Origin of the sequence: Chroogloeocystis siderophila 5.2 s.c.1 (assembly GCF_001904655.1) — a bacterium.
Taxonomy (GTDB): domain Bacteria; phylum Cyanobacteriota; class Cyanobacteriia; order Cyanobacteriales; family Chroococcidiopsidaceae; genus Chroogloeocystis; species Chroogloeocystis siderophila.
In genome coordinates, this window is the sequence record NZ_MRCC01000007.1 from 245,430 (window position 1) to 264,066 (window position 18,637).

General features: G+C 48.3%; 16 protein-coding genes. 13 read left to right on the forward strand and 3 right to left on the reverse strand.

The window, feature by feature from the left end; translation table 11 throughout:
* Nucleotides 1-176: 176 nt before the first annotated feature.
* Complete coding sequence (locus tag NIES1031_RS10660; RefSeq protein WP_073549366.1) at nucleotides 177-617, reverse strand: Hsp20/alpha crystallin family protein; 441 nt, start codon at nucleotides 615-617, stop codon at nucleotides 177-179.
* Nucleotides 618-1,027: 410 nt separating this feature from the next.
* Between NIES1031_RS10660 and NIES1031_RS10665 the strand changes: the two genes are divergently transcribed.
* A complete protein-coding gene (locus tag NIES1031_RS10665) occupies nucleotides 1,028-2,881 on the forward strand; it encodes a response regulator (protein ID WP_073549367.1) in 1,854 nt (617 codons plus the stop codon).
* 42 nt (nucleotides 2,882-2,923) lie between these two features.
* Here NIES1031_RS10665 and NIES1031_RS10670 read toward each other — a convergent pair whose 3' ends face one another.
* A complete protein-coding gene (locus NIES1031_RS10670) occupies nucleotides 2,924-3,433 on the reverse strand; it encodes a TrkA C-terminal domain-containing protein (RefSeq protein ID WP_218596744.1) in 510 nt (169 codons plus the stop codon).
* A gap of 428 nt (nucleotides 3,434-3,861) precedes the next feature.
* On the opposite strand from NIES1031_RS10670, the gene NIES1031_RS10675 reads away from it, so the two are divergent.
* The 10 genes from NIES1031_RS10675 to NIES1031_RS26350 all read left to right on the forward strand — a co-directional run bounded on the left by NIES1031_RS10675 (nucleotide 3,862) and on the right by NIES1031_RS26350 (nucleotide 13,495).
* Nucleotides 3,862-6,069 carry an ATP-binding protein gene (locus NIES1031_RS10675; RefSeq protein WP_218596745.1) on the forward strand — a complete coding sequence of 736 codons (2,208 nt, stop codon included), beginning with the start codon at nucleotides 3,862-3,864 and terminating at the stop codon, nucleotides 6,067-6,069.
* A 336-nt stretch (nucleotides 6,070-6,405) separates the two neighbouring features.
* Nucleotides 6,406-6,807: a response regulator gene (locus NIES1031_RS10680; protein ID WP_073549368.1), complete on the forward strand. Its 402-nt coding sequence runs from the start codon at nucleotides 6,406-6,408 to the stop codon at nucleotides 6,805-6,807.
* A gap of 372 nt (nucleotides 6,808-7,179) precedes the next feature.
* The gene (locus NIES1031_RS10685) at nucleotides 7,180-7,629 is read left to right on the forward strand and encodes a response regulator (protein ID WP_236738798.1); all 450 of its coding nucleotides are present in this window, start codon (nucleotides 7,180-7,182) and stop codon (nucleotides 7,627-7,629) included.
* A 328-nt stretch (nucleotides 7,630-7,957) separates the two neighbouring features.
* A complete protein-coding gene (locus NIES1031_RS10690) occupies nucleotides 7,958-9,034 on the forward strand; it encodes a glycosyltransferase family 4 protein (RefSeq protein WP_073549369.1) in 1,077 nt (358 codons plus the stop codon).
* A 26-nt stretch (nucleotides 9,035-9,060) separates the two neighbouring features.
* On the forward strand, nucleotides 9,061-10,485 hold the full coding sequence (locus tag NIES1031_RS10695) for a glycosyltransferase (protein ID WP_073549370.1): 1,425 nt from the start codon (nucleotides 9,061-9,063) through the stop codon (nucleotides 10,483-10,485).
* A gap of 196 nt (nucleotides 10,486-10,681) precedes the next feature.
* On the forward strand, nucleotides 10,682-10,834 hold the full coding sequence (locus NIES1031_RS10700) for a LuxR C-terminal-related transcriptional regulator (RefSeq protein ID WP_407919491.1): 153 nt from the start codon (nucleotides 10,682-10,684) through the stop codon (nucleotides 10,832-10,834).
* Nucleotides 10,835-10,890: 56 nt separating this feature from the next.
* The gene (locus tag NIES1031_RS10705; protein ID WP_073549371.1) at nucleotides 10,891-11,418 is read left to right on the forward strand and encodes a universal stress protein; all 528 of its coding nucleotides are present in this window, start codon (nucleotides 10,891-10,893) and stop codon (nucleotides 11,416-11,418) included.
* Nucleotides 11,419-11,766: 348 nt separating this feature from the next.
* Nucleotides 11,767-12,435 (forward strand): Tll0287-like domain-containing protein, encoded by a 669-nt coding sequence (locus tag NIES1031_RS10710; RefSeq protein WP_143167749.1) that lies wholly within the window; start codon nucleotides 11,767-11,769, stop codon nucleotides 12,433-12,435.
* A 14-nt stretch (nucleotides 12,436-12,449) separates the two neighbouring features.
* On the forward strand, nucleotides 12,450-12,980 hold the full coding sequence (locus NIES1031_RS10715; RefSeq protein WP_073549372.1) for a DUF3122 domain-containing protein: 531 nt from the start codon (nucleotides 12,450-12,452) through the stop codon (nucleotides 12,978-12,980).
* A 155-nt stretch (nucleotides 12,981-13,135) separates the two neighbouring features.
* Entirely contained in the window at nucleotides 13,136-13,495 is a 360-nt protein-coding gene (locus NIES1031_RS26350) for a hypothetical protein (RefSeq protein ID WP_236738801.1), read from the forward strand.
* A 12-nt stretch (nucleotides 13,496-13,507) separates the two neighbouring features.
* Here the strand turns inward: NIES1031_RS26350 and NIES1031_RS10725 are convergent, their stop codons facing one another.
* Nucleotides 13,508-15,196 carry a phosphatidylglycerol lysyltransferase domain-containing protein gene (locus NIES1031_RS10725; protein WP_073549373.1) on the reverse strand — a complete coding sequence of 563 codons (1,689 nt, stop codon included), beginning with the start codon at nucleotides 15,194-15,196 and terminating at the stop codon, nucleotides 13,508-13,510.
* A gap of 204 nt (nucleotides 15,197-15,400) precedes the next feature.
* Between NIES1031_RS10725 and NIES1031_RS10730 the strand changes: the two genes are divergently transcribed.
* Both NIES1031_RS10730 and NIES1031_RS10735 read left to right on the forward strand, forming a co-directional pair.
* Nucleotides 15,401-17,311: a chloride channel protein gene (locus tag NIES1031_RS10730; protein WP_073549374.1), complete on the forward strand. Its 1,911-nt coding sequence runs from the start codon at nucleotides 15,401-15,403 to the stop codon at nucleotides 17,309-17,311.
* Between the two features lie 165 nt (nucleotides 17,312-17,476).
* Nucleotides 17,477-18,499, forward strand: a complete 1,023-nt coding sequence (locus NIES1031_RS10735) for an HPF/RaiA family ribosome-associated protein (RefSeq protein WP_073549375.1) — start codon at nucleotides 17,477-17,479, stop codon at nucleotides 18,497-18,499.
* The last annotated feature ends 138 nt before the right edge of the window (nucleotides 18,500-18,637 follow it).

The window sequence follows — 18,637 nt, forward strand, 5'->3', positions numbered from 1 at the left end:
TAAGCCTTCTCTAAGCAATAGATCCTGTAAATTGATGCCTAGAGAACCACTCTATAAAAGGAGTGTAGAACTGATTTCAGATTAAAGGGAATCGGTTTTCCAGATGCAAGAAGTTCCTGTTTCCGATCCCCTTTGTGCAATCAATGAACAAATCACTCAGGATTGAGTGCTTTAGATTAACCCAGGTTCACTTTCACAACCTTGTTCTTTTCTTCTTCAGCCTTCGGTAAGGTGAGTTTTAGAATGCCATCTTTGTACTCAGCCTGAACATTGGTATTCTGTACCCGCGCAGGTAATGGAATTATACGCTGGAACTTGCCGTAGCGAAATTCTGTGCGAGTCATTCCTTTTTCTTCCGTTTTTGTTTCTGACTTCCGTTCGCCCGTAATTGAAACAGAGTCTGCTGATACTTGCACATCTAGATCTTTCGCATCCATACCTGGGACTTCTAGCTTAAGATGAATCGCATCGGAAGTTTCCTCCATTTCGGCTGCGGGCACAAAGGTAATGCTATTTCCAGTTTCGCGGGCGGTTGGCATGATCTCGTCAAACAGGCGATTCATCTGCCGTTGCAATGTATCAATTTCCCGAAACGGTTCCCAACGAACGAGTGCCATAGGAATTTACCTCCTGTAATGTCGATACTTGCAATGTTGTTTATGCGGTCGAATGAACTGTATCCAGCGGGTTGTTTACGCTGAATGCTTGAAGCTTTAGGCAGGTAGTCCACTACTGGGGACAGGATTCGCTGAGTTTGTAGTGCAGGCTTTAGCCTGTCACGACTGAAGTCGTTACTACAAACTACAAATGCTGAATCTGCCATGGTGCTGAACCCAGAAAAGCAGAAATAGGATTTCCTGGAGTTCTGCACTGAAGATTCAAATTAAAAATAGGGAAAAAATCTGAGGACTTTCTGAGGATTGGCTGAATTTGCCTCGCTAATTATTAGATTGAAGGGGAAGTGAATCATTGCTTGGTTTGATCGTAGGAAAATGGAGATAAAGGGTGGTAGGGTGGCGGCAGAACGATGAAACTATTGATTATCGATGACGATCGCGAAACAACTTCTGTTCTGAGCGCTGTACTGACTGCTCAGCAATTGACGGTGGATGTTGCGCCGGATGCTCAGACGGCACTGGCACTGCTCCAAACAGTTCCCTACGATTTAATTGTGCTGGATGTGATATTGCCTGATGCAGATGGTATTTCCCTCTGCCGCACGATTCGGCAACAGCAGCAAACTATCCCGATTTTGCTCTTGACGGCGAAGGATGCAGTGGGCGATCGCGTGGCTGGGTTAGAAGCAGGAGCAGATGACTATCTCACCAAACCCTACGATTCAGCAGAATTGCTGGCGCGAATTCGGACCTTGCTGCGACGAGGACAGACCCCTATTACTGAAACCCTGACCTGGGGAGCGTTGCAGGTCGATCCTCAAGCTTGCAGAGTCACCTATCAGGGCAATCCCATTAAGCTGACCCCCAAAGAATACCGGTTGCTGGAACTCTTTTTGCGCTATCCTCACCGGGTTTTTGATCGCAAAGCATTGCTTGATCACGCCTGGTCAATTGACGAATGCCCAGGGGAAGAAGCTGTGACCACCCAAATCCGGGGACTGCGCCGCAAGCTAGAAGCCGCCGGACTGCCCACCGACCCGATCGAAACGCTATATGGACTGGGCTATCGCTTACGAGCCTGGCAACCGGATCCGCCCTCCCCGGAACTTGACATTGGAAAACAGGAGGCGATCGCCGCCATTAGGCAAATGTGGCAGGAGTTTCAAGGACGACTCCAGGAGCAGTTAAGCCTACTGGAAAAAGCAAGCAGCCACTTAGCCAACCAAACGCTAACCCCAACACAACAGCAGCAGGCCCAGTCCACTGCTCATCGGTTGATCGGTTCCCTCAGCGCTTATGGACAACCAGAGGCAGCAATACTAGCGCGACACATCGAGCAAGGGTTTGCTGCGCCTCAATCTGCGATCGCCCTTCAATTAACCAGCTTGTTACAGCAACTGCGGCAAGCCACCACCCAACCTTTCTTCGCCAAGGCTCCTGCAAGCTCAACAGCATCTCAACCGCCGCTGACCCACCGGATTTTGGCGATTGCCCCTAATCTAACCCTCTTACAACCACTCCAAACCGCAGCACCCAATTGGGGATGTCATCTGGACACAGCCACCGACCTCACCAGTGCCCGTCAGCAGCTTTTGACCCAAACGCCCGATGCCATTATTCTCGATCTAGACTTCCCAGATACCCAGAAAACAGGACTCACCCTCCTAACCCAGATCAAACGCCTGGGACCTACGCCCGTCCTGATTTTGACCCAGCAAGATAGGTTGCGCGATTCTCCTTCAAAGACGCTGCGCGATCGCATCACCGTTGCCCGTTTGGGAGCCGATGCCTACTTGCAAAAACCTGCATCTCCCAGCGATATATGGCGCGTCATTCATCGCCTGCTGCACCGCTTTGATCCCATCACCGCCAAGCTGCTGATTGTAGATGACGATCCCGACCTGCTGACACGATTGCAGACGCAACTGCAACCCTGGGGGTTTCAAGTCACCGGGCTGAGCGATCCCAGCCAGTTTTGGTCGGTGCTGCAAACAACCCGCCCCGATCTGCTACTGCTAGATGTGTCCATGCCCGAATATAGCGGCATTGACCTGTGCCGAGTGGTTCGTTGCGATGCCCATTGGTACGCACTGCCTATCCTATTTCTGTCTGCCCATGCCGATGCCAATACGTTGCATAAAGCCCTGTCAGTCGGAGCCGATGATTACGTCCTCAAGCCGATCGCCGAAGCTGATTTAATTCAGCGAATCTTACAACGCCTGGGACGCACGAGTGCTCTGGAAGGGATGCCCATTTTAAGGTAGGCTGAATATACGAGACTCTGAGTGAGACTCCACACGAGTTAGTTACCTACCCATCCGCGTCGAATTCTGATGCTCCAACTCTAGACGCATCTGCTCTTGATGATGGGCGATCGCCTCCTGATGCGCCTGATCTCCCGCACTCCCTGCTTTTCGAGAATCTAACTCACTGAAGGCATCCAGGCGACCATACAAAATCACTACATCCCCAGGATGAATCACCGTCGAACCCTGAGGTGCCCCAATGTATGCTCCATCAAACCGCTGAATTCCTAGCACCAGCATCCCCTCCTGATACAGATCAGTTTCCTGCAACGGCTTGTCTGCCAGCCAATCGTCGGGGTCAATTTGCAATTCCATCACCCCATAATCTTCCGCAAGACGCAGCAGGCTGGCATAATCTCGCGCGTCTAAATGAGTCCAGCGCCGCAGTGCCCACTCCACCCAATGCGAGAGCAAACGACTGACCCAGCGATTCGTTGCCAGCACCCACAGCACCGCAATTCCCAGCAAAAGCAACCCCAGCCGAGGCAGCCACTCGCGCGGCCCTGCCACATTAATAAACGTCAACACCAGCGAAGAAATCACCGTAATCAGCCCAGCATTACCCAACAGCATCAGCCACATCAAAATACGGCGGCGTACAGGGTGAGCAACCACCAACTCAGATTCACTGGTGGTGAAACCCGAACCTGTGATGGCAGAATGGGCTTGAAATTTAGCCGCCTCGCGAGATAGCCCAGTCAAGGTCAATGCTTCAGCGGCAATCCGAGTGATCAATAGCGACAGAGTAATGGTCAGTAAAACAGATATTAACGCTGCCAAGCAAAACACCTCCTAACTGGGTAGAGGACTCCATAACCTGAAATTTCACCATAGAGATACAGAGCCACTCCTCCGTACCCTCAGTATCTCTGTGGCCCTAAGCCACAATCTTTAGCATACGCTGGGATAGCTTGTAGTCAGCACTTCAGTGCTAAACTATGGAAGAAAAACCCGCCCATTCCAGGAGCAACATTTTGTCTGAGGGTCGGTTTCATCTTCAGAAGCGATTGGTGAATATGGGATTGCTCGTTGCGATTTTGCTTCTGGGCAGTACCGGCGTTGTGGCCCTCCTCAATGCCCGCGAGTGGCAAGCCATCCAAAAACAAGTGCAACATACCTACAACCTGTTGCTGACCCTGGAGCAGACAAAAACCAACCTGAACGGCACAGCGAAAGCGCAGCGAGGCTATCGGTTGACCCAGGGCATCGAGTCTAACTCTAAGATCTTTTTGCAAGACTATCAAACCAGTGTGCAACAGACGCAGCAAGCCCTGGCGCAACTACAGCAGTTGACGGCAGACAACCCTACCCAGCAAACTCGCCTACAAGAAATCAACACTCTCTGGCAGCAGTATCAGGCACTCCATCAGTCTCAGGTGGAGCCATCCCTAACGGAGAATCAATCTGAAGCGCGAATCTCCTCTGTGATTCAAACGTCTGATCGCCTCCAGCGACAAATCTTTGCCCTGCTCAACCAGATGTCCACCACCGAGCAACAGTTGCTGGAACAGCGCATCGCCGTCACTGCCCGCCTGACGCGCACGGCAAACCATATTCTAGCGATCGCCTATGGCTTAAGTCTGGTATCCCTGGCGACCATCTATGCCCTACTGCGACGGGAAGCCAGAAAACGACACCAAGCTGAAGCCAATCTCCGCCGCAGCGAACACAAGTTTCAGTCTGTGTTTGATGAACTCGACGAATTTGCCGGACTGCTAACTCCAGAGGGGACACTGATTGAAGTTAACCAAGCCCCCCTCATCTTTGCTCAAGTGACACGGGAAGAAATACTGGGCAAGCCTTTCTGGGAATTTTCCCTCTGGCAGCAAAGTTCAGAATTAACTGAAACTGCCAAAACAGCAGTCAGTCAGGCAGCGGCGGGGCACTTCTTTCGCACTGAAGTCACCTTCAACAGCGCCATTGGGCAGCCCCATACCTTTGATGTCTCCGTGAAACCTGTCCATTCGGCTCAATCAAAGCAGGTGATGTGGCTAATTGCCGAAGGACGAGATGTTACCACTCAGGTGCAATTGCGGGATGCACTGCGGCAGGAACGCGATCGCTCGCTTCATCTCATCAACAGCAGCAAAGACGGCATTGCTGCGTTTGATGAAACGGGTATCTGCACCTTCTGGAATCCCGCAATGGAAACCCTAACGGGCATTCCCCGCGATCGCGCCATTGGGCAATGTGAGATGGATCTCTTTCGTTCCCTTGTTCCAGACGCTACCCTTCAGCACCTGCCTCTGGGCACGGCAGATACGGTGACGGCGTTCGACTTTTCCTACTTCCATCCCCAAACTGGGCAGATCCAATTTCTTGAAGCCCACTACTCGCCCTTGCACAACGGCAGCACAACCGTAACCGGGGGATTAATCGTGCTACGGGATGTCACCCGGCAGCGCGAACTAGAGCGACTCAAGCGAGAATTTATCTCTATCATCAGCCACGAAATTCGCACACCACTATCTTCAATTCGCGGTGCTTTGGGATTGGTGGCCGAAGGCATCTTGGACGATGATCCCCAAACTGCTAAAGAGATGGTGAGCATTGCCAATAACAACATCGAGCGGTTGGTGAGACTGGTCAACGACATTCTGGCACTCAATCGTCTGGAATCGGGACAGGTGGATTTGAAATATCAGTGGTGTCCGGCGGTTTCCCTGGTACAGCAAGCCTTTTCCAGCGTTGAAGCCCTCGCTACTGCTCATCAAATTCACCTAGAGGCAACTGTACCTAACGATCTCTGGATCTGGGCTGACCCCGATTGGCTAGTGCAGGTTCTGGTCAACTTGGTCAACAATGCCATCAAGTTCTCTCCTCCCCAAACAGCGATCGCTGTCACAGCAGAGGCGATCGCCTCCGAGTCTATCATCCAGTTTGCGGTCATCGATCAAGGGCGCGGCATCCCAGCAGACAAGTTACAAACCATCTTTGGCCGCTTCCAGCAGGTTGATGCCTCTGACTCTCGCCAAAAAGGCGGAACCGGACTAGGACTGGCCATCTGTCGCCGGATTGTGCAACAAAATGGCGGGCGCATCTGGGCAGAAAGCGCACTGGGCAAGGGTAGTACATTTTATTTCACACTGCCCCATCCAGAGCATCAGGAAGAGGGAAGGTTCTTTAAGGTAGAACGTTCAGTTTAGGAGCCTGGCGTGAAATACGCTCTATTTTGTCAAGAATGCCGTATTTTCAAAAGATTTCACTGCCTGCCAAGATAAAAACTTGGAGTGATGCCCGTTTCGTGACTCATGTTTTGATCGCTCAGGACGAGTACGACGGGGCTGCCGTTATTCATTGCAATTGCGTTTAGATTAAACGCCTGGGTGCAGCACTTCAGCCCAGACGTGGCAGGAATCAACAGCACGTTGTCGGTACCCCGTTGTTGGCAACGATCGCACAACCCGTTGAGGGCGATCGCTTCAGTTTTAACCCTGTCATGTGTATGGGCAACACTCTGCCTATCCTCAAAGCAGTATCTTATGTCTAATTCCAATCTAAATCGCTGCATCTTATTGATTGATGATGAACCCGATCTCTGTCGCATTGTCAAAGTCACCCTAGAACGCCTCAAGGGCTGGACAATCTTGACCGCTTATACCGGACAGGACGGCTTCACCATTGCCCAAACCCAACCACTGGATCTGATCTTACTCGACCTGAGCCTACCGGATGGCAATGGCTTGGAGTGGCGGCAAACCCTGAAAACGAATATAGTAACGCGATCAATTCCCGTGATTCTTTTCACAGCCAGTAACCCCGCCGACCCCACCTCCACAGACGAGTTGGGTGGCGATGGTGCTGACAACATTGCAGGGGTCATCCTCAAACCCTTTAGCGTCCTGCAACTCGCCGATCAAATCTGTACCCAACTCCACTGGTAAAAGGGTTTGTAGCAAACCATTCCTGTCTCCGCAAAACGCAGTACATCCCCCTACGCAATCAAGTCAACCTGAAACCTCAACTCCTCTCAGTGTTTCCTTAGAATTTTGGTTTTTAATTGGGAGCAAAACCTGCACTGATTACTGTCTATCTTCCAGGGTGCGGAGCCTATTTACTTAAACTCTAGCTTGTTTAGGGAGAAACTTCATGGTAGAGAGCTTTGCAGTTATCTCAAGTAAGGCGGATCGTTTAAGTGCTACCAAAAGAGAAACGCCAAAATTGATACACTTGAACGATTAAGCCTGCACATTACAACTTCAGTATCAATTTAAAGGAAGTTGGGATAAAACCTCTCACGCCAGAAGTGTAGTGGTGTGCTCAAATCTCAGATCGATGCGGCAACAAACAATGATTCAATGATTGATTCCTCAGCAACAACCATTCAAACCGCAAGGCGCATTCTGTTTGTCGATGATGAGTTTGACGTGCGGCGCGTTGTGCAAACCTGTCTGGAAAAAATTGCTCACTGGACAGTGATTGTGGCAGAGTCTGGAGAAGAGGGATTACGGAAAGCTAGAACAGAGCATCCCGATGCGATCGTTCTGGATGTGATGATGCCAGGAATGGATGGCTACCAGTTTCTCAATGCTCTGCTGCTTCAGCCAGAAACGCGATCGATTCCCGTGGTTTTATTAACGGCTAAAGCCGACTCTTTGGACGTTAAGCAGTATGAAGTAATGGGAATCAAAGGCTTGATTGGTAAACCCTTTAACCCGTTGACCCTGCATCGAGAAGTTGCGGCTTGCTTGAATTGGTCTGTCTAACGCAAAGAGAAATAAACACAACAAATCATTGCTTCAGAATTTCTACATTTTTTCAGGATAGGTTTTACCTGTCAATTGCATTAAGCCAACAACGCTTAACGCACTTCTTCCCTTTGGCATGATTCTAGCCGAATAAGCCGCAGGCTGATGTTTAGTCATTGCGACCTCTACGTGGGCGATGGTTCTAATGACAGGGCTTTTGCTCCCATCCTAATTTTTCAAATCGGAAAGGTTCAGATGCACTGCACGAGCTTCTCCTAATTCAAAATTTGCTCAAACGCACTTTGATTGATCGCGCTTCACTCTATCAAAACTAGGAGAGCAGACTATGCGAATTGCACAAATTGCTCCGTTGTGGGAGCGAGTTCCCCCTCCAGGCTACGGTGGTACAGAATTAGTGGTAAGTTTATTGACCGATGAACTGGTTCGACGCGGACATGAAGTCACGCTGTTTGCAACGGCTGATTCAATCACCCTCGCCAAGCTGGAACCTGGAGCAATTCAGCCCTTACGCTTGATGGAAGCAACGCCGCAAGAGGCCCAGGTTTATGACGCCTTACAACTGAGCAAAGTTTACGAAAATGCCAGCGACTTTGACATTATTCATTCCCACGTTGATTTTCAAGCCTTCCCTTACGCCAATTTGGTAAAAACACCAACCGTGCATACCACTCACGGCATTATTCCACCCTGGGTTGAGCCAATTTACATCAAAAATAAACACCAGAATTTTGTCAGTATTTCCAATTCCCAGCGTCGAGATGATCTGGGTTTAAATTACATTGCCACAGTCTATAACGGCATTGATCCAAGTAACTATGTTTTCCATCCTCAGCCAGACAATCCACCCTATCTGGCATTTCTGGGGCGGATGTCACCGGAAAAAGGTCCCCATTTAGCAATTGAAATTGCCAAACGCAGTAGTTGGCATTTGAAAATGGCAGGAAAGGTTGATCGCGCTGATCAAGATTTTTTTGAACAGCAAGTAGCACCGCTGATTGATGGTCAACGAATTGAGTTTCTGAGTGAAGCGAATCATGCTCAGAAAAGCGACCTCATGGGAGGAGCCGTAGCGACCCTGTTCCCTATTACCTGGCGGGAACCCTTTGGTTTGGTGATGACCGAATCAATGGTGTGTGGTACTCCTGTCATTGCAATGGCAATGGGTTCGGCTCCAGAAGTGATTGTTCACGGCAAAACAGGCTTTCTCTGTCAAACCATTGATGAGTGTATTGCAGCGATCGATCGAGTGCCTGCCATTGACCGTCGAGTGTGCCGTCGGCATGTTGAGCAGCATTTTAGCGTTCAGTCAATGGTGGATGGCTATGAAGCAGTTTATCGGGACGTATTGGCCAAGAGTTATCAGCCTAATGGCTATCAGAAAGCTCCCATGATTGCAGCCTAGAGCATACAGCTAATGGAGGTGACGATATGGTATATCATCCCCCTCGGCAAGCGATCGCCCTATTGATCATTGAGCCAAATCAACAGCCTTCAAGCTCTGGATTCACTCAAGGCGCGATCGCGCCAAACGATACCCAACACATCCACCAACAGATTACTCAACTTGCGTCAGCCCTGGCAAAGGCAGGGTGGCAGGTCGATCAATTTGTTGGAAAAATTGGCAACGGGGAAGGTAATCAGTTAGCAAATCACTGGATGACCGTTCAGCACTCACCGAATCATTGCAAAATTTACCTTGACACACCAGATGTTGCTCAATTTGTGCAGCAGTTTTGCAAATTTGCCCTTCAAGAAGGACGAAACTATCCGCTGATTCACACCTGGAATGGTTTAGCAGGTCAAGTAGGATTGCAACTGAAACAGTCAGAGAACATTCAGTGGATTCATTCTCATTGGCAATATGACAAGTTGTGGAGTCAAGAGGGACTTGAAATTGCTCGGCAAACCAGTGGTTATCCCTCAGCTTATGTGGCTTGGGAAATCTGGCGACATGCAGATGAAATCATTGGACTCACTGCCAATGATGAATCGACTTCTCGCAATTTTCAATCCTCCTTATTCGAAAAATTGCGTCACCTATCCAACGTAGAAGCCAAGTGTGAGTTAGGATATTCTGCCTCTGACGCGGTTATTTTATGGGTTGCCCCATCTCCTCGATCCACAAATCAAGGGATTCAGCAAGTTGATCGCTGGCTTGAAGTCGCCATTCACCTGAATCAACTCTCGACGACCAATCCCCATCGCTTCCGAAGACATCAGTGGGTATGGCTTCCAGATACTTTGAATTTAGTAGATGATGCCGCTGCAATACGTTCCGCCATTCAACGCAAAATTGCCCAGCTCAAGTTGCATGATGTTTACTGGTCAGTACCTTGTGCATCTGAAGGTTTTGAACGTTACTATCGTGCTGCGAATGTCTGTGTGCTTGCTAACTGGAATGAACCCTTTGCTGACAAAGCTCTGCAGGCGATCGCGCAGGGTTGCCCTGTTATTGCCTCACAATTGGGCGGTGCGAGATTCGCTGTCATTCCCGAAGAAACCGGAATACGAGTTGCCACCAACACTCCAGCAGTCTGGGCAGAAGCGATCGCACAGGTGTTGCAAGGCGAGCAATGGGTGCAGCGATTACAACAATATGCCGCTGGTCGCTGGCATCCGACTCTAGGTTGGGCGATCGTGGCGGCTCATTTGAGCGAAATTTACCGACGATTATTGGCACAAACCATCAGCCAAGTTCCCCTCTGGCAGAGTCAAAAACCCTATTCAATTCTGTTACCACAACCCGCCACCGTTGTAAATCTTACCGATTTCAAACAGAAGGTCGAGACACTGTATCATTCGCCGCCTCCACCAGTCACGGTGCCGTTGCTGACTGCTGAATCTGTGTCTTGAAGCAAGCATTTGCGATCACGCAGCATGCCGGATGGCCGATCGCGCAGCGTACTTTCGGTACCACGTCCTCAGAAAGTCCTTAGACTTCCTGATTAACCTATGGCAATAGACTTCAAGTTTTGATGAAAGTGTGGTGTGTGCGAAATTTTCAAGACTCAATTTGCAACTATAGCGATCCTATTTGTTGGAACTAATTGTGGCTGGATATAGCAATCTCGATATTGCCAAACATTTGATAATTTCTGTGGATACGGTTAAAACCCATGTCCGCAGTCTGCTGAACAAAATGGGAGTTAGTAGCCGAACCCAACTTGCGGTGGAAGCACTGCGGCTTGGATTGGTGGCGTAAAGATCTGGAGAATTCGCCGGTTTCTTTTTTATATTCTTCACTAAAGGAGTATTCCAATGCATCAACGGATTTTAGTTGCGATCAATCACTCCGCTGGCAGTGAGCAAGTGTTTGAAGAAGCTCTGGAGTTAGCGAAAGACACAGGAGCCAAACTGATGCTGCTACATGTTTTATCTTCTGATGCTGTGGGTGGGTTTGCACCCTTTTCAATGGGAATGCTTTATTCGCCGCTAATAGCTAGTGAATTGGCAGAAGCTCACCGGAAACAATGGGAAGCACAAGAGGAAAGGAGCCTAAAACTTTTGCGTGCTTATGCAGAGAAAGCAGCCGCAGCCAATGTCACAACTGAATTTACACAAAACTTGGGCGATTCAGGTGGAGTTATTTGCCAGCTTGCTAAGATATGGGATGCCGACTTGATTGTGATGGGTCGTCGTGGCTTGACGGGTTTAGGAGAATGGTTATCAGATAGCGTGAGTAACTATGTAATTCACCATGCACCCTGTTCGGTGTTCATTGTTCAGGGTAAGACTTTGCAAGATACAACTGCTAGTAATGCACAAGAGGTGGTAGTTCAACAATAGTAGTTCGCCGATTCTGTGACAGAGGGCATCCCAACTTTGTAAATTTGTTTACTCTTTGGGAAGAGTATAGCTCTATAACAGCGTTTTTGAAACTTTGTAGAGCAGGTTTTAGTTTGTATTAATGGCTTTAGTTATGACGGGCTACAGCAGAAATGTTGAATCTTTGATGGCAAAACTTTCCACAATGTCGGCATTTAGCTGCCCCGACAACCAAGCTTATTGACCGTAATTGTATTAGACAGCTCGTTTTTCGGCAAAAACAAAATTTTTGATCTAAAAAACAATCTATTTCCTTCGCTTTTAGTTGGCGTTGCACCAAAACTGCTTGTCAGGGATCAGGAGAGCTTTATGTTAAAGCCGATTCAGGGATTAATGCAGAACCTTCATCAGCCTATGATCAGCCCCATTCTCAAACTAGTTGTCACGATCAGTTTCAGTCTGTTGCTAGTCAGTTGGAAACCCACAATGGCACTAGCCGCTCCCAACATTCCCAATCCGAGTGAATTATCCCGCGCAGTTCAAGAAATTGAAAATCTGGATGTGATGCGTTCTGGGTTAGCTGCTTCTCTGGAAGGGCGCACCGAAGAACCCACAATGCAAACCATGCAGGAAGTTTGCCGCCCAGTGGGGATGCGAGCTATGCAACTGAGCCAGGAGAATGGCTGGCAGGTGAAGCAGATCGCGAAGAAATATCGCAACCCTGCCCATGCTCCCGATAACTTGCACACCCAGATCGTCTTGGCAAAGTTTGAGCGCGAACCTGAACTCATCGGTCTTTGGGATCGAGAGACGATAAATGGACAGCCAGGAACTCGCTATTATCGCCGCATTGACGTGGAAGCAAGTTGTTTGGTCTGTCATGGAACAAAAGAAAACCGTCCTCAATTCGTTAAAGATAACTATCCCCAAGATTTAGCCTACAACTTGCATGTAGGTGATCTGCGCGGGATGTATGCCGTGTTTATTCCTGATGATATGAAACAAGCGATTCAAGATGCGGTCAATCTACAATCCTAATATTGGTTTTAACGATGAAAATGATTGCACTCCGCCAGTTGATTCTATTCATCCTTGTCCCTGCGATTTTCGCATTGAGTCTGAATGTAGGAATTATGATTCATCCAGTTCATGCTGCCATTCGCCAACTGGAAGAAGCCCCTGGACAAATGGTGTATCAGTCTCGCCAAACGCTGAAAGATCAATGGGGAAATATTTGGCAGGCGATCGCCTTTAAGCGAGTACGACCAGAGGGTACAGCAACTATTTATTTGCGCCTGGTTGCTTTTCCTGGTGTTGTAGAAGTGGATCACACTCGTCCGCTTAAATTGATCAATTCGCTCGGAAAAACATGGACAGCCAATGATGTATCGCAGCAAATCTTTACGGATTCTGCCCATCCAGAACCGAACGTCGCTCAGTATGATTTACAGCCAATTTTGATGCAATTAAACCCTGCGGTGCCACTGCGGTTGGAGGTTCCCAGCCTTAGCCAGTCCAGCATTACGCTTAATGTTTCACCAGCACTGCTTGAAGAGTGGCGATCGCTCACCATGCAATCATAACTTCCCAGGGAGCTTGCACAACCACACTGGGGCTAAAGCCTTCAACACGGACAGGACGCAATTGAAGAGTCATGGTATAAATACTGCTTCCCTTTCCGTCCTCCTTTGTCCGCTATTTGCTGGCAGGGTCGGCGCTGTGTTCTAAAGCCTATTTAGTGCATCCACTCGATTCTAGTCAGTGGCAAGAAATTGGCGATCCCACCGAAGCGGCTCTGTTGGTGGCTGCGATCAAAAGTGGATTGAATCTCTGCGGGTTCATTGGAACCGATGTGTCCCGAGAAGCGGCTGATATTGTCTTGTTAGATGACAACTTTGCTACCATCGTGATGGCGATCGTCGAACAGGGACGCGCCATTTATCAGAATATTCGCAAATTTATGACCTATATCCTGGCATCCAACATTCCAGAGATTGTGCCGTTTCTGGCAATGGTGTTTTTGCGAATTCCCCCAGCGCTGACCGTTTTGCAAATTCTGGCAATAGAATTGCAAATAGACAGAGTCGCCGTTGGCTAACTTAAGTTCTCATTAAGCACCCGGTCTGAAATAATCCAGCAGGCGATCGCCCGAATCAGCCCGAATCAGCGCCACTACCACCTCCGGTAAAGCAGTCACCCCTGGATATATAAAATAGCGGGGTTCCCAATAGGGATGAAATTTCTCTTTGAATTCATGCAACCCTCGAAAGTTGTAAAACCGAGTCAAGTGCTCGTAGAGGTAACGCAGTGCTTTTTCTAACTTAGGAGAAAAGGGATTTTCTCCCACACCCGCTAGGGCAGATAAGCCCAAATTAAAACGGTCATACCCTTGTTCTTTAAAGTGCTGAAACAAGGAAATAAAGAGAAACTCCATAGTGCCGTGTTCCACGATTGATCGCCGCCGCATTAAATCAATCGTGATTTCATTCAGCTGGTATTCCGGAATGACATTGGCAAAGGCACTGATTTGTCCGGTTGGTGTTCGGACGACTGCAACTTCACATTCCCGAAGATAGACTTCATCAAACCATCCTAATGAAAACCGCTTCTCGGAACCCTGCTGCATTTTTAACCATTCATCGCTCACTGATCGCAACTCGTTGAGTAGCGCGTCTGTCAGCGGCGGAGTATGAAAATCGACGTGATGTCCTAATTTTGTCAGGCGATTGACAGCATTCCGCAAATTTCGTCCGGCTTTGCCTTGGAGCGTAAATCTTTGTAAATCTACGATCGCCTCTTCACCAATTTTGACAGACTTGAATCCCAGGCGGTGATACTGATCTAAGTAATCAGGATGGGTTTGATAGAAAGCAGGATGCCAATCGTTGCGATGACAAAATCGTACAAATCCTGCGATCGCTGGCGTCACGTCTGTTTCTGGACCAATCGGATCGCCTAAAGCAACAGCACCTCGTCCTTTCGGAACATAAGCAATCACGCTTTCTCCTGAAGGACTAAAGTAGTAAGACTTGTCGCTTAAGAGCGTTAAATGAGCCAGAGATGAGCGCCCGTAACGTTGTACGATTGCTTTTACCCGTTGACGTTCTTCATCCGTAGCAGGTATTCCCCTCAATATCACGGGTCGCCACAACATCCACAACGCATAGGACAATGTACTCGCTCCCACCAGATAGATGGATGTGGCAAAAAATCGCCCGAATCGCGTCGTTGGTTCCAATCCAGCTTGAGCCAGCGTGAAGAACATCGCCAAAGTTTGTCCGATCGCCTGCCATAGATTGAAGCGTGTACTAAATTCTTGACCGAGTAGAAAGAAGCCGGCCGTACCGTAGGCTAGGGTGAACAATAATGCACCGATTAAGACCCGTACCCCCTGGGCGATCGATGGGCGATCAGATTGGGCTGTAAATTGGTGCCGCATCTGCAACAACAAGACAAACAGCCCCAAAGACAGTAATCCCTCCTCATAGTCCAATCCTTTCACAAGATGAGAGGACAAAGAAATACCTAATAGGAAAACCGCAAGCCACCAAGCTAAACGCTTTCGTCGCAGCAGATTTGTCGCCAAGCTGAGTAGAAAAAAACCACTGAGTGCTGCAAATAAATTACCGCCTGCACTGACCTCAAAGGGAAAAATTGCTCTTAGCCACTCCATTCGTTCAGATACACCTGGCGTGACGGCAGATAACAAATTCGTTATCCCCACAGCAGCAATCCAGACGGTAACAATCCATAGTCCGATCGCGCGCTGAGGTAAGTTGGGCTTTGGAGTCGCGCTCATGGTACTGGAGGCGGTAGTGTCCGACATAGGCTTTTGTTGAACTAACAACTTCTAGAAATTAAATTAATAATCTAAGCAAACGATGAAGATCGAATTGAAAAGTTTAGTGTGACCTGCGTGCGCAGTTCACACGTCTAGCAACTTCCTCCCAGATTTTCATCGGCACTCATGTTGCACCAATTCACCTTATTCAAGCCCCACTCAATGACTGCGACAACTCCGCCACCTAGAATACTGCCGTCCTTAGGAGCGAAAATCCCTTCGCTGAGCGATCGCCTCACCAGCCTGCTGAATCGCTTGCAGCCCTCGCCAGAAGTCTTGGTAATCTTCTCTGCATTGATTATTGGTGGAGGAGCAGGCTTAGCAATTGTTTTATTTCAAAACTTAATTTACTTAGTGCAAACTTTGGCATTTGTGCAGGTACTCAGTTACTTATTAAAATGGGGAACTTGGACACTCGCTACTATTCCTGCCTTGGGCGGCTTGCTGATTGGTATCTTGCGTTGGTCGTTTCCAACCCTATTAGGACAAGACCTAGCAGCACTGTTGAGTAATACCAGAGTCCAACTGTTTTCTCCGTTGCGCCCCTTCGTGAAAATGCTGGCTGCTGCTGTATCTTTGGGAACAGGAGCATCCTTAGGACCAGAAGGACCGAGTGTAGAAATTGGCTCTAGTGTAGGTGTATTACTAGGACAAACCTTTCAAGTTTCGCGAGAACGCTATCGTTTATTGCTAGGAGCGGGGGCTGCTGCTGGATTTGCTGCCGGATTTAATGCACCCATTGCTGGAGTCTTCTTTGCGATCGAGGTCATTTTGGGAACCCGATTTGCTACCCCTGCTGCCAGTTTAATTTTGCTGTCAGCGGTTATTTCTGCCTTAATTGCTCAAAGCTTTTTGGAAGCACATCCTGCCTTTGATTTGCCAACTTATCAATTAATGAACTACTGGGAATGGTTGAACTATTTTGGCTTAGGGATACTAGCAAGTTTAGTTTCAATCATCTATACGCGATCAATTCGATTTGCCCAGGCATGTTTTCAAGGTGAATGGACGAACCAAATAGGGATAGGTAAATTACCTGCTATTACACAACCACTGCTAGGAGGAATAATTGTCGGACTTCTGGCACTCAAGCTGCCACAAATTCTTGGTGTCGGCTATGATGTGCTAGAGTTAATTCTTCAAGGAGAGCAATTTTCTCTACAATTTCTCTGTGTCTTACTAATTGTCAAATTAATCGCCACGGCAATTAGTTTAGGCAGTGGTTTGGTAGGGGGAATCTTCGCGCCTGCCATGCTTCTGGGAGCTTGCTTGGGGAGTGCTTATGGCAATTTCCTGCTTACAATCTGGCCCCATGCCGAAATCGCACCTCCTCCAGCCTATGCCCTAGTGGGAACGGCTGCTGTTTTAGCTGGAAGTGTGAGAGCACCACTGACTGCGATTCTGTTGCTGTTTGAGATGACCCGCAATTACCTGATTGTCTTGCCACTGATGGCGGCAGTGGGGATCAGTGTTTGGGTAGTTGATTTGATGCAGTATAATTCCTCAAATCGAGAATTAGATCTACCCCAAATGGGGGTAAATCTGCAAAACCAGGATGAGATAGAGCTTCTGGGAGATGTAGCTGTTTCTGCCCTCATGAATCGAGATTATTTTGCCTTACCTGCATCGATGCCATTAATTCAGGCAGGACAAACGATGTTACAAAACAAATGCCATACAGCTTTAGTTCTTAATAATACAGGACAATTAGTTGGAGTGGTCACCCTCGCCGACATTCGGCGAAAAATCACCCAAGTTGTCGCTGAACGCTCTCAGTCTATCGATAAGGCATCTCAATCAACTGATCAAAATCCCTTTCAGCAAACGCTTGCAGAAATCTGCACTACAGAAGTTCTCTATACCTATGAGGATGAATCCATTGCCGCAGCACTAGAGCGTATGGGAGCTAGAGGGATATATCTCTTACCAGTAGTTGATAAAGATAACCCCCGTACAGTGGTGGGAGTCATCGAACGTAAGCAGGTGGAGTTAGCAGGAAACTTAGTGATGACACAAGCTGCACTGGCAATGATTTCTCCGCAGGAACCCATCACCGTCAATTCGTCAAGCTGAAGTTGCACAATCTACAAACGTCTCATTTTTTCTACAGGTTTCCCTGGTAAAAGTTGCAGTAATAGGGATAGAGGATTTGAAGTTGTCGAACACTAGTGGCATCCAATCTTCGGGTTTTAAGTATAAAAAGCAACTATTTACTGTTGCAATACACGGGAGGAACTGATGGTACAGCATCTGATTTTTCACAATTGTCCCGATACGGTCAAAGAAGGAATTCGCGACTACTGGAGCCGAAAACAGCCTCGAATTGCTCGACTCTTGCAAACATTTCCAGAGGAGCAACGGCATTTAAGATTGATGGTCGATCGCAATCCTGACGGCTATCAAGCAAGAGCAGTATTAATGTTGCCGACTCAGGTGCTTGTGGCTCAATCCAAAACTCGACAGGACGTGTATCAAGCTGCGATCGATGAAGCTGTCGATATTCTGGCAAAAGAAATTCGTCGCCATAAAGATAAGTTGCGGCGCGATCGCACCCACCGGAAAAAACAACAGCAGCAAACAGACTTTGCCAATGCCCTGGAATGGTTGAAACAAGATATTCGCCAACAACGCCGAGAATTCTTCTTTGATTTATTACGTCCTGTACTACGCAACTTGCGAAATCATGCCCGTCGGGAATTAGTTTTTGCTCAGCTAGAAGGCAAGGTTTCCCCTGATGAAATGACGGTATCCGATCTACTCGATGAAGCGATCCTCCGCGCCTGGGAACGCTTTGAGCAACGCCCACCTCAGCAACCCCTCGATCAATGGATCGGTGGACTAATGCATGAAATCATCGATGAGCGAGAAACTAAGGCAATTCCTGCCATTTCTTTAGAGACTGAAATTCCAGAAGATGATCCACGGTTTCGAGTAGAAAGTGGCTGGATTCTAGACAATGAGCCATTTTGGGGCGATTTGGAATCTTTGACTTTAGAAGACATCCTTCCCCAACACGAAGTTGAAGAACCCTGGGATGCCTACAGCCTTGATGAGAAAGAGCGGTGGTTGTTTGCCCAATTATCGAAATTGCCCAAGCTGCAACGTCGGGCATTGATGCTTTACCTCTTAGAAGGATGGGAGGTGGAGGAAATCGCCATGCTGCAACAACGAAGCGTTGCGGAAGTACAGGCAGATATTGAAGCGGCACAGACTTTCCTTAAAGATCAGTTGTGGCAGCAAATCTATCAACGTCAAAACTGATTGGTAAGTCGCCCACACGTTAACAGACAAGACAACACTCATTCACCTCAGATTTCCCTCAGATTTTCGGCTTAAGCTTAAATAGCCCAGTTTGGATGAAATGCAACGATGCTGACTGAAACGCGCCAGGTTAAGGAT